At 34.2% G+C, this 25943-nt stretch carries 31 protein-coding genes; 18 read left to right on the top strand and 13 right to left on the bottom strand.

What is annotated here, in order from left to right:
• Positions 1 to 2: 2 nt before the first annotated feature.
• Together ACKX2A_RS15000 and mazG are read right to left on the bottom strand one after the other, a co-directional pair.
• Entirely contained in the window at positions 3 to 1082 is a 1080-nt protein-coding gene (locus ACKX2A_RS15000) for an FUSC family protein (protein WP_415325546.1), read from the bottom strand.
• Positions 1083 to 1850, bottom strand: a complete 768-nt coding sequence (gene mazG / locus ACKX2A_RS14995) for a nucleoside triphosphate pyrophosphohydrolase (RefSeq protein WP_415325545.1) — start codon at positions 1848 to 1850, stop codon at positions 1083 to 1085.
• A 331-nt stretch (positions 1851 to 2181) separates the two neighbouring features.
• On the opposite strand from mazG, the gene ACKX2A_RS14990 reads away from it, so the two are divergent.
• A complete protein-coding gene (locus tag ACKX2A_RS14990) occupies positions 2182 to 3135 on the top strand; it encodes a DUF6624 domain-containing protein (RefSeq protein ID WP_415325544.1) in 954 nt (317 codons plus the stop codon).
• 126 nt (positions 3136 to 3261) lie between these two features.
• Here ACKX2A_RS14990 and ACKX2A_RS14985 read toward each other — a convergent pair whose 3' ends face one another.
• From ACKX2A_RS14985 to ruvX, 3 genes are all read right to left on the bottom strand, one after another.
• Positions 3262 to 3822 (bottom strand): DUF5606 domain-containing protein, encoded by a 561-nt coding sequence (locus tag ACKX2A_RS14985; protein ID WP_415325543.1) that lies wholly within the window; start codon positions 3820 to 3822, stop codon positions 3262 to 3264.
• Between the two features lie 77 nt (positions 3823 to 3899).
• Positions 3900 to 4472: a peptide deformylase gene (gene def, locus ACKX2A_RS14980; protein ID WP_415325542.1), complete on the bottom strand. Its 573-nt coding sequence runs from the start codon at positions 4470 to 4472 to the stop codon at positions 3900 to 3902.
• Positions 4469 to 4885: a Holliday junction resolvase RuvX gene (ruvX, locus tag ACKX2A_RS14975; protein WP_415325541.1), complete on the bottom strand. Its 417-nt coding sequence runs from the start codon at positions 4883 to 4885 to the stop codon at positions 4469 to 4471. The genes def and ruvX overlap by 4 nt, the downstream gene beginning before the upstream one ends.
• 113 nt (positions 4886 to 4998) lie before the next feature.
• Between ruvX and ACKX2A_RS14970 the strand changes: the two genes are divergently transcribed.
• Together ACKX2A_RS14970 and ACKX2A_RS14965 are read left to right on the top strand one after the other, a co-directional pair.
• Positions 4999 to 5475 (top strand): SixA phosphatase family protein, encoded by a 477-nt coding sequence (locus ACKX2A_RS14970; protein WP_415325540.1) that lies wholly within the window; start codon positions 4999 to 5001, stop codon positions 5473 to 5475.
• Positions 5456 to 6343, top strand: a complete 888-nt coding sequence (locus ACKX2A_RS14965) for an archaemetzincin (RefSeq protein WP_415325539.1) — start codon at positions 5456 to 5458, stop codon at positions 6341 to 6343. Before ACKX2A_RS14970 ends, ACKX2A_RS14965 begins: the two co-directional genes overlap by 20 nt.
• 137 nt (positions 6344 to 6480) lie before the next feature.
• Here ACKX2A_RS14965 and ACKX2A_RS14960 read toward each other — a convergent pair whose 3' ends face one another.
• Positions 6481 to 8025, bottom strand: a complete 1545-nt coding sequence (locus ACKX2A_RS14960) for a serine hydrolase (RefSeq protein WP_415325538.1) — start codon at positions 8023 to 8025, stop codon at positions 6481 to 6483.
• Between the two features lie 157 nt (positions 8026 to 8182).
• Between ACKX2A_RS14960 and ACKX2A_RS14955 the strand changes: the two genes are divergently transcribed.
• From ACKX2A_RS14955 to ACKX2A_RS14935, 5 genes are all read left to right on the top strand, one after another.
• Positions 8183 to 8632, top strand: coding sequence for a hypothetical protein (locus ACKX2A_RS14955; protein WP_415325537.1), 450 nt, complete (start codon positions 8183 to 8185; stop codon positions 8630 to 8632).
• On the top strand, positions 8632 to 9129 hold the full coding sequence (locus ACKX2A_RS14950) for a metallophosphoesterase family protein (protein ID WP_415325536.1): 498 nt from the start codon (positions 8632 to 8634) through the stop codon (positions 9127 to 9129). Before ACKX2A_RS14955 ends, ACKX2A_RS14950 begins: the two co-directional genes overlap by 1 nt.
• Before the next feature lie 2 nt (positions 9130 to 9131).
• Positions 9132 to 9626 carry a Smr/MutS family protein gene (locus ACKX2A_RS14945; protein WP_415325535.1) on the top strand — a complete coding sequence of 165 codons (495 nt, stop codon included), beginning with the start codon at positions 9132 to 9134 and terminating at the stop codon, positions 9624 to 9626.
• Between the two features lie 18 nt (positions 9627 to 9644).
• Positions 9645 to 10361: a DUF3822 family protein gene (locus tag ACKX2A_RS14940; RefSeq protein ID WP_415325534.1), complete on the top strand. Its 717-nt coding sequence runs from the start codon at positions 9645 to 9647 to the stop codon at positions 10359 to 10361.
• Positions 10362 to 10434: 73 nt separating this feature from the next.
• A complete protein-coding gene (locus tag ACKX2A_RS14935; protein ID WP_415325533.1) occupies positions 10435 to 11013 on the top strand; it encodes an RsmD family RNA methyltransferase in 579 nt (192 codons plus the stop codon).
• A 31-nt stretch (positions 11014 to 11044) separates the two neighbouring features.
• Here the strand turns inward: ACKX2A_RS14935 and murI are convergent, their stop codons facing one another.
• From murI to ACKX2A_RS14910, 5 genes are all read right to left on the bottom strand, one after another.
• Positions 11045 to 11875, bottom strand: coding sequence for a glutamate racemase (gene murI, locus ACKX2A_RS14930; protein WP_415325532.1), 831 nt, complete (start codon positions 11873 to 11875; stop codon positions 11045 to 11047).
• 110 nt (positions 11876 to 11985) lie between these two features.
• A complete protein-coding gene (hemW, locus tag ACKX2A_RS14925; protein ID WP_415325531.1) occupies positions 11986 to 13110 on the bottom strand; it encodes a radical SAM family heme chaperone HemW in 1125 nt (374 codons plus the stop codon).
• 51 nt (positions 13111 to 13161) lie between these two features.
• A complete protein-coding gene (locus tag ACKX2A_RS14920) occupies positions 13162 to 14112 on the bottom strand; it encodes a type IX secretion system membrane protein PorP/SprF (RefSeq protein WP_415325530.1) in 951 nt (316 codons plus the stop codon).
• 51 nt (positions 14113 to 14163) lie between these two features.
• On the bottom strand, positions 14164 to 15237 hold the full coding sequence (locus ACKX2A_RS14915) for an RluA family pseudouridine synthase (protein WP_415325529.1): 1074 nt from the start codon (positions 15235 to 15237) through the stop codon (positions 14164 to 14166).
• Positions 15238 to 15310: 73 nt separating this feature from the next.
• Entirely contained in the window at positions 15311 to 16426 is a 1116-nt protein-coding gene (locus ACKX2A_RS14910) for a PASTA domain-containing protein (RefSeq protein ID WP_415325528.1), read from the bottom strand.
• Between the two features lie 155 nt (positions 16427 to 16581).
• On the opposite strand from ACKX2A_RS14910, the gene ACKX2A_RS14905 reads away from it, so the two are divergent.
• The 3 genes from ACKX2A_RS14905 to ACKX2A_RS14895 all read left to right on the top strand — a co-directional run bounded on the left by ACKX2A_RS14905 (position 16582) and on the right by ACKX2A_RS14895 (position 18845).
• On the top strand, positions 16582 to 17568 hold the full coding sequence (locus ACKX2A_RS14905) for a D-alanine--D-alanine ligase (protein WP_415325527.1): 987 nt from the start codon (positions 16582 to 16584) through the stop codon (positions 17566 to 17568).
• A gap of 72 nt (positions 17569 to 17640) precedes the next feature.
• Positions 17641 to 18111 carry a pantetheine-phosphate adenylyltransferase gene (gene coaD / locus ACKX2A_RS14900; RefSeq protein WP_415325526.1) on the top strand — a complete coding sequence of 157 codons (471 nt, stop codon included), beginning with the start codon at positions 17641 to 17643 and terminating at the stop codon, positions 18109 to 18111.
• 98 nt (positions 18112 to 18209) lie between these two features.
• Positions 18210 to 18845 carry a trimeric intracellular cation channel family protein gene (locus tag ACKX2A_RS14895; RefSeq protein WP_415325525.1) on the top strand — a complete coding sequence of 212 codons (636 nt, stop codon included), beginning with the start codon at positions 18210 to 18212 and terminating at the stop codon, positions 18843 to 18845.
• Between the two features lie 185 nt (positions 18846 to 19030).
• Here ACKX2A_RS14895 and ACKX2A_RS14890 read toward each other — a convergent pair whose 3' ends face one another.
• Both ACKX2A_RS14890 and ACKX2A_RS14885 read right to left on the bottom strand, forming a co-directional pair.
• The gene (locus tag ACKX2A_RS14890) at positions 19031 to 19597 is read right to left on the bottom strand and encodes a DUF2892 domain-containing protein (RefSeq protein ID WP_415325524.1); all 567 of its coding nucleotides are present in this window, start codon (positions 19595 to 19597) and stop codon (positions 19031 to 19033) included.
• A 116-nt stretch (positions 19598 to 19713) separates the two neighbouring features.
• Positions 19714 to 20208 carry a dihydrofolate reductase gene (locus ACKX2A_RS14885; protein ID WP_415325523.1) on the bottom strand — a complete coding sequence of 165 codons (495 nt, stop codon included), beginning with the start codon at positions 20206 to 20208 and terminating at the stop codon, positions 19714 to 19716.
• Positions 20209 to 20281: 73 nt separating this feature from the next.
• On the opposite strand from ACKX2A_RS14885, the gene ACKX2A_RS14880 reads away from it, so the two are divergent.
• From ACKX2A_RS14880 to ACKX2A_RS14850, 7 genes are all read left to right on the top strand, one after another.
• A complete protein-coding gene (locus tag ACKX2A_RS14880) occupies positions 20282 to 20890 on the top strand; it encodes a LemA family protein (protein ID WP_415325522.1) in 609 nt (202 codons plus the stop codon).
• Positions 20890 to 21321 carry a TPM domain-containing protein gene (locus ACKX2A_RS14875; RefSeq protein WP_415325521.1) on the top strand — a complete coding sequence of 144 codons (432 nt, stop codon included), beginning with the start codon at positions 20890 to 20892 and terminating at the stop codon, positions 21319 to 21321. Before ACKX2A_RS14880 ends, ACKX2A_RS14875 begins: the two co-directional genes overlap by 1 nt.
• Positions 21302 to 22108, top strand: a complete 807-nt coding sequence (locus ACKX2A_RS14870) for a TPM domain-containing protein (RefSeq protein ID WP_415325520.1) — start codon at positions 21302 to 21304, stop codon at positions 22106 to 22108. Before ACKX2A_RS14875 ends, ACKX2A_RS14870 begins: the two co-directional genes overlap by 20 nt.
• Before the next feature lie 474 nt (positions 22109 to 22582).
• Positions 22583 to 23104, top strand: a complete 522-nt coding sequence (locus ACKX2A_RS14865) for an NAD(P)H-dependent oxidoreductase (RefSeq protein WP_415325519.1) — start codon at positions 22583 to 22585, stop codon at positions 23102 to 23104.
• Positions 23105 to 23110: 6 nt separating this feature from the next.
• Positions 23111 to 25000, top strand: a complete 1890-nt coding sequence (locus ACKX2A_RS14860) for a monovalent cation:proton antiporter-2 (CPA2) family protein (protein WP_415325518.1) — start codon at positions 23111 to 23113, stop codon at positions 24998 to 25000.
• A gap of 169 nt (positions 25001 to 25169) precedes the next feature.
• Positions 25170 to 25574, top strand: coding sequence for a carbonic anhydrase family protein (locus tag ACKX2A_RS14855; RefSeq protein ID WP_415329477.1), 405 nt, complete (start codon positions 25170 to 25172; stop codon positions 25572 to 25574).
• A gap of 8 nt (positions 25575 to 25582) precedes the next feature.
• The gene (locus ACKX2A_RS14850; RefSeq protein ID WP_415325517.1) at positions 25583 to 25918 is read left to right on the top strand and encodes a carbonic anhydrase family protein; all 336 of its coding nucleotides are present in this window, start codon (positions 25583 to 25585) and stop codon (positions 25916 to 25918) included.
• Positions 25919 to 25943 lie beyond the last annotated feature (25 nt).

Raw genomic sequence — 25943 nt, 5'->3', positions numbered from 1 at the left:
ATTTATTTTTTTAATTTTTTAAACTGAAAATAAGAGAATCTTATATTCTTCTCTAATTTATTAATAATCTGCTGATGATGAAGGAAAAATCCGGCTGCCAAGCCGATTAAACTCCCGATTATGGTGTCAATCAGTCTTGCATGCATCAGATTTTCAACATTATGATGAATTTCGCTCCCTGTTTCCGCGAGAAGCAGGGTTAATGGTGTAATAAAAACGACAGCAAGACCATAGTTTCTCACGACCAGCAATTCTACAATAAACTGTAAAATCGTGATAATAATGATCATGACAATTTTTTCCGGTTCAAATAAAAGAATCAGCCACGCAAAGCCAATTCCGATAAAGGTTCCTAAAATTCTGTGCATATTTCTTTGTCTCACATGCTCGAAATTCCGTCCCTGAATAATGGCAACAGCAGCAATGGAAATCCAATAGGTATTTTCAAATTGTAGAAGATGACCGATAATTAAAGTCAATGCCATAAAAAACCCGATAATTGTACTTTCAACAAATTTCGTATATCTTCTTTTGTTAAACGTCCTTCTAGGAATAGTCACCACTTCACTTTTCTCGATAAAAACAGAATAAAGGAAAGCAAATGAACATGATAAAATAGCACCCATTGCTACAAGCCCGACTCTGGTGGGAATGAGTTCCAGCTCAAATTTATAGGTGCTTGCCATTGCTGCAACCATAATAAAAAAGAAATTTCCTGGTGGCAGAATTTTAAAGTAAGATGAAATGAAATGAGCTAAAAATGAGATTATTCCAACTGAAAAAGCTGCAAAATAAATATTAAATCCAAAAAATGAGCTTATTGTAAACGAAAAAACAATTCCGAAAGCACAAATTGCTAAATGAATCATTCGCTGGGTAATGGGAGCAGATGTAAAATATAAGATTGTCAACGCTCCCAAGCTGGAAAGTGCCCCATAATTGGGTTTTCCCAAAAAATATCCGATGAAAAGACAGCTTCCGATGCATAGTGCCGCAAGAAAAGGAAAATGCCATTTCCTTTCCGTCTGTTTGAATTCCAATAAATATTGAAACCTTTGCTGTGCCGGATTTTGTACTTTCATTTACTGTAGAAGTTTAGCTTTTTCCCACAAAATATCCATTTCTTCCAAAGTCATGTCACCTAATTTTAAATCTGCCTCAGCTGCAAGCTGTTCCATTTTCTGGAATCTGGATATGAATTTTAAGTTGGTTCTTTCCAACGCCGAATCCGGATTAATCCCTGAAATTCTCGCATAATTTATCAATGAAAAAAATACATCGCCCAATTCCTGCTCCTTTTTATCCAGATCCGTTTCTGCATGAAATTCCTGAATTTCTTCATCCACTTTTTTCCAGGCATCTTCTGCATTATGAAATTCAAAACCAATTCCTTTTACTTTATCCTGAATTCTGTATGCCTTTACCAAACTTGGTAGACTTTTAGGCACACCACCCAAAATGGATTTATTTCCTTCTTTTAATTTTAATTTTTCCCAGTTCTGCTTTACTTCTTCTTCATCTTTCACGGTTGTGTCTCCATAAATATGAGGATGGCGGAAAATTAATTTTTCATTTAAAGAATTGATGACATCTGCAATATCAAAACTTTCTTTTTCTGAACCAATTTTCGCATAAAAAACCAAATGCAGTAAAACATCACCCAATTCTTTCTTGATTTCCTGTAAATCATTCTGCAAAATCGCATCTGAAAGTTCATAAGTTTCTTCCAAAGTTAAATGGCGCAACGATTCTAAAGTCTGCTTTTGATCCCACGGACATTTTTCGCGCAGATCGTCCATAATATCTAATAATCTTCCGAAAGCTTCTAGTTTTTCCTGTTTGGTATTCATAGTTTGAAAATTCAAAGTGATACAAATTTACGGGAAATGTTTTTGAATGTCTTTTGTCTTTAAACATTTTATTTTTGTTGGTCATTTGCAAAGACGCAAAGTTTAATCTTGCCTGATGTTTTAAGACACAAGGATTTTCTCTTCGATAAAATTTTATAGCGTTGAACCTTGCTGAAATTATTTGACATCTATTTAAAAATTATTTAATACAAACAGATGAAGGAAAAGGTTTCGTAGATATTCCAGGTATTATTCTTACATTTAGCAAGGTCAGTAAATTATTGATTTTTAATAGCCAAAATCTCAAAAAAATAAAAAAATCCCAGAAAAAATGAAAAACAGTATTTATACTTTGTTATTATTATTTTTATTCACAAGCTTTAATGCTCAAGAATATTCAAAATTAATAATTGAAGCTAATAAATTATATGAAACAAAAGATTATAAAATGTCTACTGATTTATATAGTAAAGCTTTTAAAATTGAAAGCAAAAATCCCAATGACTTATACAATGGTGCATGCGCTTCTTCTTTAGCAGGAGACACAAAAAAGGCATTTAAATGGCTGGACTTATCAATAGAAAATGGCTGGACAAACCTAAAGCACTTAAAATCTGACACTGACTTAGAAAATTTACATCCCCAAAAGGAATGGGGGAAAACAATTGAAAAGTTAGAAAAAAAATTAGCGGCAATAGAAGCAAACTATGATAAACCATTGCAGGCTGAATTATTGGCAATTTATGATGAAGACCAAAAATATAGAATTCAAATGGATGATGTTCAAAAAAAATATGGTCAAGATTCTAAAGAAATGCGAGATCTTTGGAAAATTACAAATCAAAAAGATTCGATCAACTTAATAAAAGTAAAAAAAATACTAGATGAGAAAGGTTGGGTTGGTAAAGATAAAGTAGGCGCACAAGCCAATAGTACATTATTTCTTGTCATTCAACATTCGGATCTGGAAACGCAAAAAAAATATTTACCCATGATGAAAGAAGCTGTGAAAAAAGGAAATGCAAGTTCTGCTTCTTTAGCTTTGTTAATTGACAGAATAGAAATTCGAGAAGGTAGGAAACAAATATACGGAAGTCAAATAGGAATTAATAAGAATAATAGTACTTACTATGTTTTACCTTTAATTGATCCTGACAATGTAGATAAAAGAAGAGCAGAAGTTGGCTTAGATCCAATCTCCGACTATGTTAAAAATTGGAATTTAATTTGGAACGTTGAAAAGTATAAAAGTGAATTACCCGAATTAGAAAAATTAAATAAATAGCATAACTCTACATCTCAAAAAAGATCATATTAAAGAAAACTTTGCGTCTTTGCAAATTACCAACGGAAAAACAAAAAACCTCGCCATTTCGGACGAGGTTTTGTATTTTAAATTCAAATAAATGAATTATCCTTTTTTAGACTGAGTCGTTTTTGGAGCAGATTTAGGAGCTGAAGTTGCTTTTACTTTTGGTGTTGCAGGCTTTTCAGCTTTCGGAGCTGCTTTTTTCGGAGCCTCTGTTTCTAAGCTTACTTCTGCTGCAGGCTCGCCGTCTAAAGTCTCAGCTTCTGCTTTTACGAAGCTTTCCGGAGTGATATATCCCGCTTTTTGAAGAATGTTGTACCACTGAGCCAATTTCTTGATATCAGAAGCATAAACTCTTTCTGTATCATAGTTTGGAAGAGAAGCCGTCATGAATTCTTTCAATTCAGCATCAGAAGATTTATGAGGAATCGCTTCTTTATAATCGTTGTTTTTAGCAATATTTTCAAAAACTTCGAACAATGGAACTTCTTTATCAAATGTAAACATCGCGATGTTATCCAATAAGCTCACTTGGCTGGAATTACCAATGCTTACTTTTTTCTTCGTTGTAACATCTTCAATAATAAATCCGTTTCTTAATTGAGAAACTAATTTAAAAAGTCCTGGCTTTCCAGAGATTGAAATTATTTTTTCTAACAGCATAATTTTATTTTTTGTAAATCTTGCAATCGGCTGTGACCGCTTTGCGCTTTATTATTTTTTATTTAATCCTAATTTAATTACTTCGGAAATCTCATCTTATAGCTGATACTCACATCACCCTGAGAGATTTTCGTCAATTTACCTTTCACCAATTTCTTCTTCAAAGCACTTAAATGATCGGTAAAAAGCGTACCTTCAATATGATCATACTCATGCTGAATTACGCGGGCTCTAATATCGGAAAAAGTTTCCGTATGCTTAACGAAATTTTCATCATAATATTCGATAAGAATTGTACTTTTTCTCTTCACATCTTCTCTTACATCAGGAATTGAAAGACAACCTTCATTAAACTTCCATTCTTCGCCGGATTCTTCAAGAATTTTGGCATTGATGAAAACTTTTTTGAAGTCTTTTAATTCGTCCTTAATACCCTCATAATCTTCATCTTCCGCAAGAGGAGATACATCAATTACAAAAAGACGGATATCCAAACCGATTTGTGGTGCAGCCAATCCTATGCCATTTGCACTGTTCATCGTTTCGAACATATTTTCTATCAACTCCTGTAACTCGGGATAATCTTTATCTATATCCTTTCCTACTTTTCTTAAAACAGGATCCCCAAAGGCTCTTATCGGTAATATCATCTTGTTCTTTGTTCTAAAAAATTCTGCAATATGATGGTTGCACTTACTTTATCTATTAATCCTTTTTCCTGTCTCTGTTTTTTACTTTTTCCACTTTGGGAAATAAAAAACGAAGCCATTTTGGACGTAAATCTTTCATCGAGGCGGTTGACTTTTATTGTTGGAAATTCTTTTTCAAAAATTTCTATAAATTTTAATATGTCAGTTTCCACTTCGGAAATATTTCCTTTCAAATCTACCGGAAGTCCGATTACCACTTCATCTACTTTATTTTCACTGAAATATTTTTTCAAAAATTCAATTAAAAATGAAGTTTGTACCGTATCCAAACCACTCGCAATGATCTGCATATCATCCGTCGCAGCAATACCGCAACGAGCCTTTCCATAGTCTATTGCAATGATTTGTCCCATAGGTTTGCAAATTTAGTAAATTTTAATGATTTTATTCCAAACACAGTTTTTTTTATAAATCATGTTTTATTCCATTATTTTTTTTATAATTTTAATTTTCCAAAAACGAAATTATGAAGAAACTCATCCTCGTAAGACATGCAAAAAGCGACTGGCCGGAAGAAACGGAGGACTTCGACAGACCATTGGCAGACAAAGGGTTAGAAGAAGCCATGCACATGTCCAGATTTATGAAGACCAATAATATTGCGATCGATTATTTTGTCTCGAGCCCGGCAGTTCGTGCGCTGAATACGTGCAAAATTTTCAATCAGTCTTATAATTTGAATATTTTAACGGATGAGAAACTTTATAATCCCTCGGAAAGTAATTTTGAATCAGTGATTTATGATTTAGATGACAGTCACGAATCGGTTGCTTTTTTCTCTCACAACAATGGAATTTCCAATTTTGCGAATTCCATATCTGAAGATATTTTCCACTTCCCGACTTGCGGTGTTGCCGGTTTTGAAATCGACTGCAATTCGTGGTCTGAATTTGATGGTGCTAAAAAGAAATTACTGTTCTTTTATGATCCGGGAAAAATTTAATTTTAGTTTAAAACTTTTATTTTTATCGGCTTTATTATTCCTCTTTTCATGTGAGAAGAAGGAAAAAACATATTTTGAAACCATCGCTTTAAATGATATTAAATTATCCGATCCGCAACCCGGAACTTGGAGATATAATCGAACAGAAAAGTTTCAGACTTTCGAAAATTTTCAAAAATCAAAAAAGATTATTCCTGAAGCTGGAAAAAATACGATTTACCTTCAACCTATCGGAGGTTTTAATGATTTACAGAAAAAGCAAATTGAGCTTACACAAGAATATTTAAAAGACTACTTTCAGTTGGAAACAAAAGTTCTTCCTGCTTTATACAATTCAATTTTTCCTAGATCTGTCCAAAGAATTAAAGACGGCAACGAACAAATTTTGGCAGGTTATGTTTTGGATAGTGTTTTAATGAAAAGAAAACCGAAGGACGCACTTATTTTAATGGGAATCACAGAAAGAGATCTTTTCCCAAAACCTGAATGGAATTATGTTTTCGGATTCGCTTCTTATGAAAATGGTGTTGGTGTGACTTCGATGTTTAGATTTTATAATGGAAATTTAACGGAATCTAATTTTAACGAAAGTTTGGAAAGATTATTAAAAATCAGTTCGCATGAAATCGGACATATGTTTGGAATCGGTCATTGTCTAAATGCAAATTGCGTGATGAACGGAACAAATCATCTTCCGGAAACTGATTCTCACTTTGCTCGTGCATGCTCACTTTGTCAACAAAAATTAAATTCAAGCATCAAATATGATAATAAAAAACGCTTGATTGCATTAAAAAATTTCTTCGAAAAGCAGCATTTGAATTCTGAAATTACAAGAGCAGAAGAAGATTTGAAATTGATAAAATGAAGATTGTGAATTTTAAAAGTGAATGGTTAATTGTGAATTTTTTAGATTTTGGCTAAAGCCTTTTTTCCCATTCAAAGCAAAAAGACGGGCTAAAGCCCGTCCCTATTGATAATCGATGTATCTAACAATCTTATCTATTACTTTCTTCTTAAATCCAAATCATCAAAATCAAAACTAAAATCTGTAACATCAGAAATCGCCTTTAACCTTGCCGATTGAGCTTTTCCTGTTTCATCATAATCAAAAATAATGTAGGCATCAGCATCATAGCTTCTATCGTCCCATTTGATAATGAAAGAATTGTTTGAGAAGGGCAGCAATTCACCTTTTAGCCTTGGGGAATTTTTACAAAGAATTTTGTATGTATTTCCTTGCTGAGAAATTTCCACATCTCCAAACCATTTATCATTGTAAGTTCCGACAAACTGTTCGGCTTTTGGCTGTAGATTTTTATCTTTTTTAAACGCTTCAGATTTTGCGAAAGCATCTTTCTTTTCTTTGTTGAAGCCTTCTTCCATCTTTTTCATTCTGTCGCCATATGTTTTCAGCCAGTTTCTGTCTGCAATTCCCAGATAGGAATCTTTTACGGTATTGGTAATCGTATTGAAAGCTGCTCCAGACTGTTGATTTGTTAAAACTACAATCCCCAGCTTCATATCAGGAATCAATGTAAACTGAGTTACAGTTCCGATCAATCCGCCTGTGTGCTGAATTTGTTTGTGACCTTTAACATCACTTAAAAACCAACCCATTCCGTACCCATAAAAACTCGTGTCGTAAGGATTTTTCGCAGCAACTCCGCTCGGAATCTGTAAACTCCAAAGCTGTTGAACATTTTTATCTGAAACTAATTTTTTACCGTCTTTAGTAGTGAAATTATTCATTAGGCATTCCGCCCAAGTGGTCATATCTTTGATGTTACTCATAATTCCACCCGCTGCGTTTGCTGTCTCGTTCCAGTCGTGGGGAACTGCAATTGCTTTTCCGTCAACCGGAGCATGTGCATCGATTTTATTAGCAACCGCTTTCGCTCTATTATAACTTCCGAAACTTGAAGTCATTCCGACAGGTTTCATGATTCTTTGCTCGATAAATTCAGCCCAGCTTAATCCCGAAACTCTGTGGATAACTTCTCCGGCAACGATAAACATAATATTATTGTAATCCAAAGTCGTTCTGAAAGGATTTTCAGGCTTTAAATATCTTACGTTGTGAACAATATCATTCACTGTAAGATTTCCGCCTTCCGGAAAAAACATCAAATCTCCTTGTCCTAAACCTAATCCTGCTCTGTGCGTCACTAAATCTTTAATCGTAACATTTTGAGAAACATAGGGATCGTACATTTGAAATTCGGGAATGTATTTGGAAACTTTATCATCCCAATTCAATTTTCCTTCGTCTGCCAAAATCGCAAGAGCTGTACATGTAAAACCTTTAGAATTCGATGCAATTCCGACCAAAGTATTGTCATCCATTGGTTGTTTTGTCGTCAAAGAACGTACTCCAAATCCTTTTGAATAAATGATTTTTCCATCTTTGATAATTCCGACAGACATACCGGGAACGTCGAAGGTTTTTAATGTGTTCTGGACTAATTCATCCAGCTTTTTCTCCTCAACCTGCGCATTGAAAATACCCGCAGCCAAAAGAAGAAGGAAAAAAGAAATTTTCTGCTTCATTTTTTTAATTTTTTCAAAGTTAATCAATTCAATATTTTATTAAGTAATTTTGAGTTTTAATAAAAAAAAACCAAAGGCTACATAAGATTAATACCATCATATTTAAAACTAATAAATCTCAACAGCTATATTTGCAAAAAAATTTAAACGCTAAAAAATGATTACAAAAAAACTACTGACCACCTTTTTATTACTATTAAACTTCAGTCTATATTTTTCTCAGGAAGTTGTGATTAAAGATGATAAAGTCTTGCTTGACGGAAAACAAATTTTAAAAGCTGAAAAAATAAACGTTGCCCAATATTCTTTCTACACCATGAAAGATGATGAAGAAATCCTGATGTACAGATACATGGACAACGAAACTCCAAGATATCAGGAAGATGATTTTTATGTTCTAAATTTCATTACTGAAAAAACTAAAGTAGAATCAACAGATTTTACGAAAATTTTAAATTTCATGAACTCAAGAAAGGGAATGGAAAAACTAATCAAGTGGTTATTAAAAGAAAGAGTAATCAACAGTGATGGCGAACTAAATCCTGAAAGAGTACAGGTTTTTAAAGACAAATACGACGAAAATATTACTGAAAGAACCTTTAGATAATGACAAAAATCCTGCTACTTTCCGATTCGCATTCCTATATCGACGACCGAATTTTAGAATATGCTCAACAGGCTGATGAAATTTGGCATGGCGGAGATTTCGGAAGCATGGATGTCATCGAACAACTCGAAAAAATTAAACCATTAAAAGGAGTTTACGGAAATATAGACAACGCAAAAATCCGTTCGGAATTTCCTGAAGTAAATCGTTTTGTCTGTGAAAATGTAGAAGTTTTGATGATTCACATCGGAGGTTATCCCGGAAAATATACTCCGTTGGCGAAACAAGAAATTTCTGAAAAAGCACCAAAGTTATTTATTTCAGGGCACTCACATATTTTGAAAGCAATGTTCGATGAAAAAAATAATCTGCTACATCTGAATCCGGGAGCCTGTGGAAAACAGGGTTGGCATAAAATAAGAACGATGATGCGTTTTACGATTGATGGAAGCGAAATTAAGGACTTGGAAATTATTGAATTGGGCCCAAAGTTTTAATTATGAAAATAGGCGATAAAGTTTCTGTGGTAGATGAAGATTTGGGCGGAGTTGTAACTTCGGTCAAGGGGAATATTGTCGTTTTTAAAGATGAATACGGATTTACTTACCAATATCCGAAAGAGAAACTTGTTCCGAAAAACACCGAGTTCTACGAAAATATTAAAGTTGTAAAAAAAGCAGAGCCCCAAAAAACAATTTCCAAAAAACATCAGAGAAATCATTTGGTTTTAGACCTTCATTTTCCTAATTTAGTCAAAAATCCAAATGACTACGACAGTTTTGAAAGACTGTTTATTCAGAAGGAAAAATTGTTGGAAACTTTGGAATTCTGCAGGAAACATAATCTGAAAAGGCTCGAAATCGTGCACGGAATTGGAGACGGTGTTTTGCAGAAGCTGGTTTTTGATACTCTGGAAAGCCAGACGAATATTGATTTCTACAACAAGGAAATACTTCACCATCAATCGGGTGCGGTAATGGTAGAATTTCACTAAATTTGCAGGAATTGAAATATGAACGCACTTAATTTACTTTTTACAAAAGACGGATTAATCTACCAGATCGCGAAAAACAAAAGCATTTTGGAGGAAAAATCGTATTTCGTGGATGAAGAATCTCCGGAAAATTTTATTGCAGATGCATTGGATCAGGTTTTATTGAAGCAAAGATTTGACGAAATTCATGTGATCTCTGCACTGAATCATTTCACTCTGATGCCTGAAGGTTTTTCCGAACACGAAACAGGTTTTGAATTAATTGCTTTCAATGCGCCTGTGGATAAGGAAAAAGAGGAATTAATGCTTTCCATTAATGAAAAGTTTAAAATTCAGTTTTATTACACTTTTCCGAAAAATTTCTACAAAAAAATAAAAGAACTGGCGATTCCTGTTTACTTTAATTTTTCCGGTGAGAAGTTTTTAAATTCAATTAATAGTAAAAATAATAAGGAAATTCACATCAACCTTTATCATAATCAATGTGAATTTTTCGCCATAGACAACAAGAAAATTATTTTATACAATAATCTGGATGTAAATTCTGATGTTGATTTCCTTTACTTTGTGATGTTTACTTTAAGCAAAATCGGATTCGGAATCAATGAAACTACGTTTTTCGCATATGGGGAAACCACTGAAAATGAAACATTTATTTCAGAATTACAGAAATTCGTAAAGAATTTAAGAATTGTATATGATAATGTTCCTACTAAAAATTTTATTTTAAACTAGGTCGCAGGTAACAGATGATAGGTCTTAGTTCCTAACCTGCAACCTATTGCCTACAATCTAACAACTAAAAAACATGTACAGAATAATCTCAGGCAAGTGGAAAGCCAAAAAAATAGCAGCTCCGAAAAATTTTGATGTAAGACCTACGACGGATTTTGCAAAAGAAGCTCTTTTCAGCATTTTGGAAAATACATATGATATGCAGTCGGTTTCTGTGCTGGATCTTTTTGCGGGAATTGGCTCGATCAGCTTTGAATTTGCTTCAAGAGGAACTCAGGATATTACCTCTGTAGAAATGAACCCAAAGCATACTGCTTTTTTAAATACAACCGCTTCTGAGCTTGGCTTTAACTTACAGGTAAATGTTCAGCGAGGTGATGTTTTCGATTGGCTTAAAAAATTCAGAAATAAAAAATCCTTTGAAATTGTCTTTTCTGATGCCCCTTTCGAAATGGAAGAAAAGAAATATCACGAACTGATCTCTTTGGTTTTAAACAATAAATATTTAAAAGAAAACGGAATATTAGTGGTAGAACATCAAAGCCGAATGAAATTTGATCATCCGAATTTAATTGATACCAGAAAATACGGAAATGTAAGTTTCAGCTTTTTTGAACCTAACAAAGAAGAAACTGCAGAAACAACAGAATAAAAAAAGACTCAAAATGAGTCTTTTTTTGTTTTTATAATACTTTTAGTTCTAAATCAATTGATTTACCAAAGAATTTCTTTGAGATTTTTTCGAAGTTTTTCGTAAGATCCGAAAGGTAGAAATGATAATTCGGTTTCGGATTTTGATCGTGAAGCAAATTATATTTATCTAAAATAATTTTCAAATGATTGGCTACAATGTTTGGAGAATCGATCACACGAACACGGTTTCCGTAATATTGCTTGATTTCATCGATTAATAAAGGATAATGAGTGCATCCTAAAATCAATGTTTCAATGTTTTTTAATTTACTATTACTCAAATAATTATAAATAATCGCATGAGTAATCGGGTGATTTTTAAAACCTTCTTCTATCGCAGGAACCAGCAATGGCGTTGCCAATTCATCCACTTTAATCCACTTATTGTGCTTTCTGATGCTTTTCTTATAAAGTCCCGAGTTTACGGTTGCTTTTGTCGCAATCACTCCAACGTTGTTGTGAATCTCATAAGACACTTTTTCCGCAACAGGATTGATTACGTCGATCACAGGAACTTTCCCCGCAACAGACTGCATCACTTCATTCAAAGCATTTGCGGTTGCCGTATTACAGGCAATTACGATCGCTTTACAATTCTGTTCTAATAAAAAATTGGTGATTTTTGTAGAATATTCTATGATTGCCTCTTTTGATTTTTCCCCGTACGGTAGGTGTTTTGTATCTCCAAAATAAATAAGATCTTCGTTGGGAAGAAGTCTCTTTATCTCTTTGGCAACCGTCAATCCGCCAACTCCACTATCAAAAATTCCTATGGGTTGCTTTGGTGAAAGATGCGAATAATCTTGCTTTTTAGTTTTCAAAATTGAGTTGAAATTTTATACAAAAATAGTGAAATTGTTGGATGCTTGAAGATGGATGTCGGAAGTTTTTTACAAACCGTTCTTCCAGCTTCAATCTTCAGACTTCCAGTCTAGACGATAAATAAATCCGAAGCAATCCCGTCGGCCATAAACCAGTGCTTTTCAGGAATTTTTAAATGGTTGCTTTCTATAACTAAAATTTCATTTTCAAGTTTCGATTTAATTTCTCGTTGAAAATGTTCAAGAAACCTGTCATTAAATTTTTCTTTTAAGCTATTTAAATCAACGCCCCAAATGGTTCTTAAACCAATCATAATCATCTCATTAAACTGATCTTCCTGAGAAAGAATTTCCTCTTCTTTTGCCAAAAGATTTGAATTTAATTTTTTAATATATTGCTGATTATTTGCAATATTCCAACTTCTGACATCAAAACCATTGTAAGAATGTGCAGAAGGACCGATGCCCAAATACTCTTTATATTTCCAATAAGAAGAATTGTGTCTTGAGTAAAAACCGGGTTTTGCAAAGTTGGAAACTTCGTAATGTTCAAAACCATTGTCTTTCAGAAAATCTGATAAATAGTAGAACTCTTTATTCTGCTCCTCTTCTCTTGGGCTTTTTACTTTTCCTTTGGAAATCCAGTTTTCTAACGCAGTTTTTGGTTCAACCGTTAAAGCATAAGAAGAAATATGTGGTACTTCAAGCGCAATTGTTTTATTTAAATTTTCTTTCCAGATTTCTAAATTGGAAGTGGGCGAACCGTAAATTAAATCAATACTTAAATTTTCAAAGCCAAAATCTTGCGCTCTTTTAATAGAATCTTCTGCTTCATTTGCTGTATGTGCACGATTCATTAACTTTAAATCTTCCTCAAAAAAGCTTTGAGTACCGATTGACAAACGATTGATTGGAGAATCTGATAAACCTTTCAGAAAGTTTTTATCTAAATCGTCCGGATTGGCTTCTAATGTAATTTCGATATCTTTTTCAAAACTGAAATGTTTTAAAACCTCATCAATTAAAGCTTTAATTTCATCAGGAGAAAGAATGGACGGAGTTCCGCCACCAAAATAAAGGGACTGTAAGTTTTTATTTTGTAATTCATCTTTTCTTAAAAAGATTTCCTTCTTCATCGCAGCCAACATTTCATCTTTAAAATTTAAAGATGTTGAAAAATGAAAGTTGCAATAACTGCACTTTTGCTTACAAAACGGAATGTGAATATAGATCATAAAAAAAGCTCTGAAAAAATTCAGAGCTCAAATTTATTTAAATTAAATCAATTAATATCTATAACCTCTGTGGTTAATGAAGTTATCGAAGTTATATCCTAATCCGATCATGAAGCTGTTTCCTCCATATTCCTGAATATCAGATAATCCCAAGTTGTAAGTAGCTCCAATCATGAATTTGTTGAATCTTACCTTTACAACTGGTGCAATTTGTAATTGCTGACTATCAAATCTATTTTGAACAGATCTGTAGCTAACCCCGAAAGAGAATGAATTAATATCATTAAAGAACGTACCCATTAAGTTATAATCAATCGTTCTTGTAGAGTTTGTATTAAGGTTGATTAAAGCTGACGGAGTGAAATAGATATTGTCACCCACATGCCAGTCATATCCTAAGTTTAAGAAGAATTTGATAGGAGAAGGCTCACGTCCGTTTACGATAGCTTCATCGTTTGTTAATGCAATATCATTTACAGAAACTCCAGCGAAGATATTTTTAAAAGTTGCCTGCGCTCCAAAGTTTGCATAAGCCATGAAAATGTTACTTTCACTTCCCTGTAATAATGGATCTGAAGCGTCTTGAGTATTAATTTTTGAATAATCAAAATTCATATTATAGAAACTCACACTTGTACCGAAAGAGAACTGATCTTTTCTATCTCCTTCACTGCTAAGAGGAATAAAATATGAAGCACCCGCCGTAATACCGCCTGCAGAAATAGGACCATTGCTGTCTCTGAATACAGACAAACCTGCTCCTACTCTATCAAAGATGTTCGCGTTGATCCCAACCGATTGCACGTTTGGAGACTCACTGAACTTCGAAAATTGCTGCTGATAGTTAAGATTAAGCTGCACATAGTCGGTTTTTCCGTATTGTGCCGGGTTGAACAGAAACTCACCATCTAAAAGGTATTGTTGATAGTACGGTAAAGTTTCTTGTGCTTTGTATGCATTTGACAAAAGAGCTAAACATACGATAGCATATAGTTTTCTCATAACAAATCTTGATTTCAATTCAACAAATATAAAAAAATTCTCAATATATTTTTAGTTTTCTAAATAATTTCTCCATTTTTTTACAGCATCCGTCATATCTTTCGGCATTGGACTCTCAAAATATAATTCTTTCTTCGTAGTTGGATGTATAAATCCTAAAGTATGAGCATGAAGTGCGTGTCTAGGCAAAACCTCAAAGACATTTTTTATAAACTGCTTATACTTAGGAAGATTCACTCCTCTGAGAGGTGTATGACCTTCATATCTTTCATCATTAAATAAGGTATGACCGATGTGTTTGAAGTGTGCGCGGATTTGGTGGGTTCTTCCTGTTTCCAATTTACACTCTACCCAGGTCATGTATTTAAATCTTTCTAAAACTTTATAATGCGTCACGGCATGCTTTCCTTGGCTTCCGTCTTCATACGTGTGCATTTGCATTCTGTTTTTCGGGTGACGACCGATATGCCCTCTGATAGTTCCTGTATCGTCCTGAACATTACCCCAAACAAAAGCCCAATATAGTCTTTTTGTTTTTCTGTCGAAGAATTGTTTTGCTAAAAAGCTTAAAGCATATTCATTTTTAGCGATAACTAAAAGTCCGGAAGTATCTTTATCAATTCTATGAACCAATCCTACTCTGTCCAAATCGGATTTATCACCATTTTGCTCGAAATGGTAAGCCAAAGCATTCACTAAGGTTCCGTCCCAGTTTCCGAATCCCGGATGAACGACCATCCCCGGTTCTTTATCTACAACGATAAGGTCGTCGTCTTCGTATACAATATTAATAGGAATATTTTGAGGAATTATCACATTCTCTCTAGGCGGATGAGCCAGGAGTACAGAAATCTGGTCTCCCGGTTTTACACGATAGTTTTGTTTTACGGCTACACCGTTTACAATAACATTTCCGGCTCTGCAGGTTTGAGAGATTTTATTCCGTGAAGAATTCTGACGGAAAATCAATAAAAACTTATCAATTCTTAAAGGCTCCTGACTTTTATCAACAGTGATATTAAGATGTTCGTACAATCCCTTATTTTCCTCATCAATATCTATATTATCAATACTGTTTTGGTCTAATAATTCTTCATCTAAAAAATCTTCGTTATCTTCTGTCATTGCTTTATTTTTTATAGAAAAGGCTTCAACATAATAAAAGTTGAAGCCTGTATTTTTTATAATAATTAATGTATTACTCTACAACTACCTTTTTAGCTTTTGGCTTTTCGGCAGGTTTTTGCGTAGTTGCCGTTGCTGGTTTGTTATTACCAGATGTATTGTTACCAGAACTACCGTTTGTGTTAGAAGCAGTAGTTTTTGGTTTATTTTCGGTTGCCACAGCTGTTGGCTTCGTAGTTGTCATTGTAGTTTTCGGAGCATCCGATTTTACAGCATCTGCAGGTTTAGGAGTTTCTCTTCTCGGAGCTGGTGCAGGTGGCGGAGCATCATAGCTTGGCTCTTGATGAGCAGGCATTTCTCGATATTCTATCGGGGGTAAACCTGTATCTGGCTTCATTCTGTAAACTGAGTTCAATTGCTCGATTTTAGCACTCAATTCCGCAGGTGTTTTCTTACTTGCCCAAAGATCGATCTGCATTCCCTGATCTCGTACATCTCCGGCTGCAGGATCCTGATAATAAATAATATCAGATTCATCTTTGCTTCCATCTTCGTGTTCTACAATACCAACTTCAAACATGCTTCTAGCAATTACTGCTCTAGCTTCTTTTACTGTTAATCCTACAACACTCGGAATTGAAATATTTCTCATTGGACCAGAACCAATTACAACATCTACCACAGAGAATCTCGGAAGTTTTGTTTTTGGTTTTGCTTCTTTACCATTAAACATGATTCTTAAAACAGCGTCCTTCTGGATACTTGGTTCAAAAATAGTGTCTCCTACTTTCAATCCAACCTGCTCCAATCTTTGGAAAGCAAGACCTGAATATTTATTGATAACATCCGGAACTTCCACTCTCGCCCAAGTTCTAGGATTTACTTTTAACATAATTGCTCTTCCGTCTTTTACACGAGAACCCGGAGTCGGATATACCTGTAAAACCTGGAAAGGTCTGTATTTAGGATTATACTGAGCACTATCAACCTCATAATCTAAGCCGGAATCATCCAAAACTTTGATGGCTTCCTGTACAGATTTATTGACAATATTTGGAACCGGAATTTCCTGGCCATGATTGGTATGATACTCCAACCAACGGAACGTAAGCCAAACCAAACCCACGAAAACGCCGATGGCTACGACTAAATTCACCAAAACTTTCCAATTGAAAAGCGATTTAAGCATACTTAAAATGACTATAATTAGACAGCAAATATAATTAATAATTTTAGAATGTCCTTTTTATTTAACACATTTCATTTTTGATTTTAAAATTTCCGAATTTCCGTTTATCCATTATATAAAATGATTAAATTTGCCTTAATTGATACTATATAGTTATGAGCAAAAAACAAGTTGCCGTAGTAATGGGAGGCTATTCTGATGAATATGTTGTGTCATTGAAAAGCGGACAATTAATTTACGATTCTTTAGACAGAAATCTTTACGACGTATATAAAGTAGTTATCCTTAAAGATGAGTGGTATTTTTTAGGCGAAAATGACAAAAAATATGACATCAACAGAGGTGATTTTTCAGTAAAATTAGAAAATGAAACACTTAAATTCGATGTATGCTTTAATATTATCCACGGAACTCCGGGCGAGAACGGAATTTTGCAGGCTTATTGGGATGCGATTGGGCAAAAATATACAGGATGTGATTTCTATCAAAGTGCTTTAACATTTAATAAAAAAGATACATTAGCTGTACTTTCAAAATACGGAATTCCTTCCGCGAAAAGTGTTTATTTGAGAAAAGGTGAAGACATTAATGTTGATGAAATTGTTGAATATTTAGGACTTCCTGTCTTTGTAAAACCAAATCAATCGGGATCATCTTTGGGAATCTCTAAGGTGAAAGAAAAATCTGAATTAATTGCTGCAACCGAAATTGCGTTTAAAGAAGATGATGAAATTTTAATTGAAAGCTTCCTGGACGGAATGGAGGTTTCTGTCGGAGTCATAGATTATAAAGGCAAAACCATCGTTTTAGGAATTACTGAAATCGTTCCTCAAAATGAATTCTTCGATTATGAAGCAAAATATGAAGGTGCTTCTGAAGAAATTACACCCGCAAGAATTGATGATGAAACAAGAATTCGTGTGGAAGAAATTGCAAAAAGAGCTTACAATTCTCTTGGAATGAGCGGTTTCTCAAGAAGTGAATTTATTTTAATGAACGGCATTCCTTATATGCTGGAAATGAATACGAATCCGGGATTCTCTCCTGCAAGTATTCTTCCTCAACAGGCAAAAATCTACGGAATTTCTATCACAGACCTTTGTGGAAACGAGGTTGAAAAGGCTTTACAAAAAGGAAACTAGATATTAGAAGTTAGATATTAGAGTAAAAACAAACTCATAATTAATAACTCATAACTTATAACTTAATTGCGCATGAAAATTGCTGTTTTCCCGGGATCTTTTGATCCGATAACTTTAGGACACTATGACATTATTGAGAGAGCTGCTCCACTTTTTGATAAATTAATCATCGCGATCGGACAGAATTCTCAGAAAAAATATATGTTTCCGCTGGAGAAAAGAATGGAATTCATACAAAATTCCGTTGCCGAATTTCCCAACGTAGAAGTTGATTATTTTGAAGGACTAACCGTTGATTACTGTTTTGAAAAAAATGCACAGTACATCATTCGAGGTCTTAGAAACCCAGCCGATTTTGAATTTGAAAAGGCGATTGCCCACACCAACAGAACTTTAGCTCATAAAAAACTGGAAACCGTATTTTTATTAACCTCATCTGGAAAATCTTTCATCAGCAGCAGCATTGTGAGGGAAATTATTAATCACGGCGGGGAATATGAATTATTAGTACCAGATTCTGTAAGGGTCGAAAGAAAAAAATAAAGAAGTAATTCAATAAATTTAAAATGATAGTTGAAGAATGGTAGAAAATTTGCTTAAGAAGAAAATCATTCATCAATTATCATTTTTTTATAAAAATCATGCACGAACAGTTCAATTTTGCCATAGAAGTACTCGGAACCATTTCCTTTTCGATGTCGGGAAGTTTTGCAGCGATGCAGAAACGTCTCGATCCGTTTGGAGTGCTTATTATTGCGTTCGTAACTTCGGTTGGTGGCGGAACTGTAAGAGATTTGTTGCTGGATATTCCTGTTTTTTGGATGCATGATCTTTTAACCTGTGCATTAATTATTCTGACCAGCATTTTCACCATGATCTTTAAATCTTTCGAGAAAAATTTCAGAGTAACTTTGTTTATTTTTGATAGTTTCGGGTTGGGATTATTTACGATTATTGGTGTGCAAAAAGGTTTAAATGTTGATATTCATCCTTTAATTTGTATTGGTTTAGGAACAATTACGGGCTGTTTTGGAGGTATTATTCGGGATATTTTACTCAACCGGATTCCATTGATTTTCAGAAAAGAAATTTACGCCACAGCTTGTATTGTAGGAGGTGCGACGTTTTTATTATTAACAAAATTCACAACGCTATCTTATACAGTTGTTCAGATTTTTACCATTTTATTAATTGTTGCGATAAGAACTTTCGCTGTAAAATATCATTGGCAGATCCCGAAATTTTATGGGTATGAGCATAATAATTCTGAGATGTAAATTAAACCATTAACATTTATTCAAGGAGTTAAGAATATCAAGTTACTTAGCTAACATTTAAACTTAAAATCTATTTGATTTGATTTTAAATCAAACTTAATTCCTTAGATAAATCTTAATAGTTCAAAACAAAAAAATGCACTCAATTTCTCAAGTGCATTTATATTTTAAATTAAAACTCTTAGTTAAAAGAATTTTCCTCTATTTCTCATATTAGGATTATGCATATGCTTTTGCATTGTCGGCATCTTCAACTGATCTTTCATCATTTTGATCTGATCTGTCATCATTCCTGCACTGTCTAATCTTTTTGCCTCATCCAATAATTTTTGACCTTCCTGCTTTCTACCCTTAGAGATTGCTGCAGCTGCAAGATTCAATGTTGCCATTGCTCTGTCGTGCTTCATATTTAAGCCATACTCCAATGCTTTTTTCATTAAGGGCTCCACTTTTGTCGGGTGATCCTGAGCTTGCGTCAACCCCAATAAATAATGATAATATCCGTATTGAGATTTATGAAGCTGCGCTTGATAGTTCTTAATATTTTTAAGCCATTCTCCGGCTTTTTCCATATTTTGTTTTCTCAATTGCCAGAAAGCCAATAAAATATATTCGTTTTTAAAGAAAAGTAAAATCGGTGATGCAGCGATAACAACCAAAACAATTCCCCAGCCGATATTTCTGTTCATCATCAGATAAACTGCTACTGCAATAATGACTGCAGAGATTACGAACTTTATGTATTTATTCATTATTAAATTTTAGAAGTGCAAAGATAAGAAATTTGGTTGATTGTTGATTGTTTCCAGTTGATAGTTAAAATTTTTCACACATATTAAAACTACAAGAAGCAACCGTCAACCAACAACTATTTACCATCAACCTTTTCGTACGTTTGAAAACAAAAATCGTATTGATTTTTTTCATCTTTCTCATGACAGACTTCACCTGTCTTTTTCCAGATTTTAGGATCAATTTTAGGGAAAAACGTATCAGCGTTAAGATCAGCTTTTACTAAAGTAACTTCTAATTTATCAACGACTTCCATTGTTTGCTCATAAATATTTCCGCCACCGATAATGAAAACTTCTTCATCAATTTTTTTCGCAAATTTTACAGCCTCTTTAATGCTTCCTACAATCAGAATTCCTTCCTGAAACCAGTCTTTCTTTCTCGACACAACAATATTGGTACGATTGGGAAGCGGTTTTCCGATACTTTCGTAAGTTTTTCGCCCCATAATAATCGGATGCCCCGAAGTAAGATCTTTAAAGTGTTTTAAATCTTTTGGAAGATGCCAAAGCAATTGATTATCAAGACCAATTTCGTTCTTCTCTCCCATTGCCACCACTATTGTCGTCATTAAAATAAATTTTTACAAAATTAGCACATAATTTGTATATTTGATTAGCACAAAAAATTAAAAAAAATAAACTATGAAAAATAAAGGTTGTCTGAGCGCCGGAACCATTGGTATAGCTCTTCTTATCATTGTTGCAGTTATTTTCTTCTGGGGAAAAAGCGGCTACAACGGATTTGTAACACAGGAACAGAACGTAAATACAAAATGGTCCAATGTAGAGACTGTTTACCAAAAAAGAGCGAATCTTATTCCGAATCTGGAAAGAACCGTAAAATCTTATTCTAAATTTGAGCAGGAAACATTAACAAAAGTAATCGAAGCTCGTTCGAAAGCAACTTCTATTAATGTAGATCCTACAAATATGACTGAACAGGATATTGCAAAATTCCAGGCTGCACAAGGGGAATTAACAGGTGCATTAAACAGATTGATGGCTGTTGTAGAACAATATCCAAACCTAAAAGCAGACCAACAGTACATTAATTTCCAAAGAGAATATATCGCAATAGAAAACAGCATCAGAACAGAGACTGTTTACTACAACGCGGCAGCTCAGGAATACAATACATCGATTAAAACCTTCCCAAATAATATTTTGGCGAATTTTACAAACTTTAAAGAAAAACCTTATTTCAAAGCAGACGCAGGAGCGCAAAAAGCACCTGAAGTATTCTCAGAATAATGGATAATAAATTCTTAACAAATCAGCAGATAGCTTCCCTCGTGGAAGCTATTCAGTCTGCGGAAGATCATTCTACAGGCGAGATAAGAGTGCACATCGACTCGAATACCGAAACCAAAAGTGCAGAAACCGCTTTTGAAATTTTCAAAAAGTTGAGCATGAACAAAACCGCCGAAAGAAATGCCGTGCTTTTTCATATTAATTTTGAACAAAAATATCTTACGATTATTGGAGATGTAGGAATTCATGAAAAGGTAAGTCAATCTTACTGGGATCATCTGCACGACTATATTACTTCTGAATTTGCCAAAGGAAATTATTATAAAGCTTTAAAAAGCGGCATTCTAGAAACCGGTCTTGAACTAAAAAAATATTTTCCTGTAAAAGGAGAAAATCCCAATCAGCTCTCCAATGAAATTACGTTCTCTTAAAATAGTATTTTCATTTTTATTGATTTGCTTTTACAGTTTTGTATCAGCACAATACACTATTCCGGCTAAACCAACGGTGTTATATCCTGTTTTCGATCAGGCCAATATTCTTTCTCAACAGGAAAAAGATAATCTTAATAAAAAGCTGATCGCTTTTTCGGATTCTACCTCAACAGAAATTGAAGTTGTCATTATTCCTTCAACAAAAGGTGAAGATGTAAACTTTTTAGCAACGATGTTCGGAGAAAAATGGGGAATCGGAAAAAAGGGAGTTGATAACGGAGTTGTTTTTCTAATTGCAACCGAAGATCACACCATGTCGATCCAGCAAGGAAGAGCGGTTGAACAATATTTAACAGCATCCGTAGCAGGACAGATTTTAGATTATATCGTTACTCCACACTTCAAGCAAGGCGAATGGTACGAAGGCATTAATGGAGGAACTTCTGCGATTATGGAAGCGGTTCAGGGAAAATTCAAACCTGCACCAGTTTCTGACAATGGCGGAGATGGAAGTATTCTTAAAATTCTTCTAATTGTTTTTGTTATTATCATTATTCTCTCCATTCTTTTCGGAAATAAAGGCGGCGGTCGCGGTGGAAACAGTGACGACGACGATGTAATAATCACCAGAAGAGGTCGCAGAAATTATCCGGGAGGATTTTTCCCTTTCCCAGGCAGTTTCGGTGGTGGTTTTGGTGGTGGAAGTTCTGGCGGCGGTGGAGGATTTGGAGGCTTCGGCGGTGGCGGAAGTTTTGGAGGCGGTGGCGCTTCGGGGGGATGGTAGAACATTATTTAATATCTATTTTTCTTTTTTCTAATCTTTTTTAATCCTTTAAAAATTCAAAAATAATATTTGGAAATAAGTTTCCACAAAGTTTGTTATTCCGTAGGAATTTAAGCTACGTTATTTAAAACTTTGCCGAGATTCCTACGGAATGACAAACTTGATGATTATTACTATTATGCTATTTTATAATGATATATTCTTCTTTCGTCAGAATAACCATTACACCGTTTTCTTTGCTGAGTGAAACGCCTTTGCGAACGAAAAATATTCTCAATAATTTAAAGAAAAATTTTTGCGAACTTTGCGTTTAAAAAACACACCAACAAATATTAAAGAAAACAAAATTTAAACTCTTATTCTTTACCATTTCTTAACATAATTTTCTATTTTTAATATTAAAAAATTAATAAACCTCTCCAAAACCTACCTTTAATTCAAACTTTTTTCATTATATTTACTGAAAACAGGTTTATGAAGAAGACGTTGGTAGTTTTTGCGCATCCTTATTTAGAGCACTCAAACTCGAATGCAGAGCTCATTAATTTCTATGTTCGTCACCAGCATTTTACACTCAGAGATCTTTACGAAGAATATCCTGATTTTCATATCGCCGCTTTTCGAGAAAGAAAAAGGATAAAAAATTACGATCGTTTTATCTTTCAGTTTCCTTTAATCTGGTTTGGAATGCCGCCTTTGCTAAGACTTTGGATCGACGAGGTGTTCGACAGAGACTGGCTCAAAGACGGCGAATACAATCCGCTTGAAGGCAAAGAGGTCTATATTCTCGTAACGACTGGTGGAAAGGAAAGATCATTTTCAAAAGACGGAACTTATCAATATACAATTGAAGAATTAATCAGTGGATTAATTGTTGCTCTGAGAGTTTTCAAAGCCAATATTAAAAATATCAAGATCGTTTACGAAGCCAATAAGCTTTCAAAAAAGGAAATTATCCTGCATAAAAAAGAATTTACAGAACTTTTGAATCAATAAAAAAATATGGAAACCAGCTTAGCTATGAACACCCTTATTTTTTTAGGCGTTGCCATTATTATGGTTCCGCTGGCCAGAAAATTTGGGTTAAGTTCGGTGATCGGCTACATTGCTGGTGGAATTATCATTGGGCCTTATGTTCTGAAACTGACAGGAAAAGATGTCGACGGAATCATGCACGCCAGCGAATTTGGCGTGATTATGCTTTTATTTTTGGTCGGATTAGAACTGGAGCCCCGAAAGTTCTGGGAAATGCGGAAAAAAATAATCGGACTCGGTCTTACGCAAATGCTGTTAACCATTTCTTTATTATTTCTGATTTTCATCTGGGCTGGTTGGCGTATCGATAAAGCCATTGCCATTGCGATGTGTTTTGCCTTATCTTCCACAGCTATTGTTTTGCAGACTCTGCAGGAAAAAAACAATTTAAAAACATTGGCTGGAGAAGCATCCTTCTCTACCCTTTTGTTTCAGGATATCGCAGTGATTCCAATTTTAGCGATTTTGCCAATTGTTGCCAATTATAAAGCCAAGGATAATGACAACGATATTCAGGTTTTGATACAAACACTTCCGGAATGGATGCAGTTTGCAACGGTAATATTGGGGGTTGTTGTATTAATTTTATTGGGAAGATATGTTTTTGTTCCATTTCTAAGATATGTTTCAAAATCTGGGATGACCGAACTTTTAACGGCTTCTTCTCTATTTTTAGTCATTGGAGTTTCAGAATTAATGGTGGCTATCGGACTTTCTCCGGCGTTGGGAGCCTTCCTTGCTGGTGTGATGTTGGCAAACAGTGAATTCCGTCACGAACTGGAGGCTCAAATCGATCCGTTCAAAGGATTGTTATTGGCGGTTTTCTTTGTGAGTGTTGGCTCTACCATGAACTTCAATGTTATTCAAAAAGATCCGGTTTTTATTTTCAGTACCGTTTTTGCGGTGTTGGGAATCAAATTTATTGTTCTTTTTTTAATTGGTAAATTCTTTAAAATTGATAATTCACAAAGCTTATTCTACGCTTTTGCACTTTCGCAGGTTGGGGAATTCGCCTTTGTTTTAATTAATTATGCCTCAAGTTTATATCTTTTAAATCCGGAATTAAATGCTCAAATGATGGCTGTCACGGCAATTACGATGTGCATCACTCCTTTTCTTTTAATTATTAATGATAAACTGATTACTCCAAAATTCATTAAAGACATTCCGGAAGGCGATCACGATTACAACATTCTGGACAGCAATGTTTCTCAGAAGAAAATCATTATTGTTGGTTTTGGTCATTTCGGAAGTACCGTTGGACGTCTTCTGAAAGCCAATAAAATTTCGGCGACGGTCTTGGACAGGGATTCGGATCGTGTAAAATTACTTAGAAGCTATGGTTTTAAAGTATATTATGGTGATGCTACAAGAATTCCTATTTTAAGAGCCGCCGGAATTGAAGATGCCGAAATTTTGGTTCTTTGTCTAGATGACCCGGATGACAATAAATTCATTGCAGATCTCGTTCGCGAACATTACCCAAACGTAAAAATTTTCGTAAGAGCTAAAAACAGGATTGATGCCTACGATTATCTAAATAACGGAATTAATAATATTTACCGTGAAACTTTAGGAACTGCAGTTGATATGGCAGTTGATGTTCTCCATGAAACAGGAATGCGAAAATATGCGGCTAGAAGACTGGGACAACGGTTTATGGCGATTGATAAAGCATCCATCAAAAAACTGGCAAGGGCAAAAGAAAGTGATGATGACAAAATTCTTTTATTTACCACAAAAGAAATCCTCCAGCGAGAGGAAGAACTATTGGCTTACGACAATCTGAATTTCGATAGTCGTGACTGGGAAGAAGATTCCTCATCTGAAGAAGATGATGAGGAGTCTGAGAATTAATTTTGTCTAACACTGCAATTCTACTTAATTTCATATTATTTCAATTCATTTTCAACAGGTTAAAATATTGCAGAGTGTTTGTAGTAATGTTTTTTTCTTAGTACTTGATTATATTTGTAGTTTATAATTTCTCCAAAAGATAAATTTACACAAATGAAAAAAAACAGTTATTATCTGTGCTTTATTAGTCCTAAATTTTATTAATGCACAAAATCATTGGAGTTATGAAGGGGAAGGATCTCCCGAACATTGGGGAGAAATTCTGGGCAACGAAAAATGCAGTCAGGGAAAAACACAGTCTCCTATTAATATCAGTACACTAAAAGTCGTTAAGGGTAAAAATCTTAAAAAAATTGATTTTAAATATGATTTAGGAGACGTAAAAGACATTCAGGATAATGGTCATTCCTTGCAATTTGATTTTGAAGACTCAAGTTTTATTAAATATGAAAATAAAAAATATGCTTTGATTCAATTTCATGGTCATGAAAAATCCGAACATACCATTGATGGAATTCATTATCCTCTAGAACTTCATTTTGTACATAAAGCTCTTGATGGTCTATTCTTGTGATTGGTGTCATGGTAAAAGAAGGTGAAGAAAATTCTTATTTTGAAAAACTAAATGTCTTCAAATCACTGGCTAAAAATGGAAAAGAAGACACAAATATTACTTTCAATCCGGAAAAAATGTATCCTAAAAACAAGTCTTACTACCAATATTCAGGTTCATTAACAACTCCTCCGTGTTCAGATAATGTAACATGGATTGTTTTTAAAAATCCTATCAATATGTCGGAAAATGAAATAAAAGACATTGCAAAGCATCTTCCAAAGAATAATAACCGACCAATACAACCTCTTAATGACAGAAAAATTTTAATTTCAAAACAACAAAAGCTCCGATTCTTTAAATAAAACCAGAGCTCTGTATTTTATTTTT

Source organism: Chryseobacterium sp. MMS23-Vi53, assembly GCF_047651245.1.
Classification (GTDB): Bacteria; Bacteroidota; Bacteroidia; order Flavobacteriales; family Weeksellaceae; genus Chryseobacterium.
This window is presented reverse-complemented; position numbering and strand designations above follow the sequence as displayed.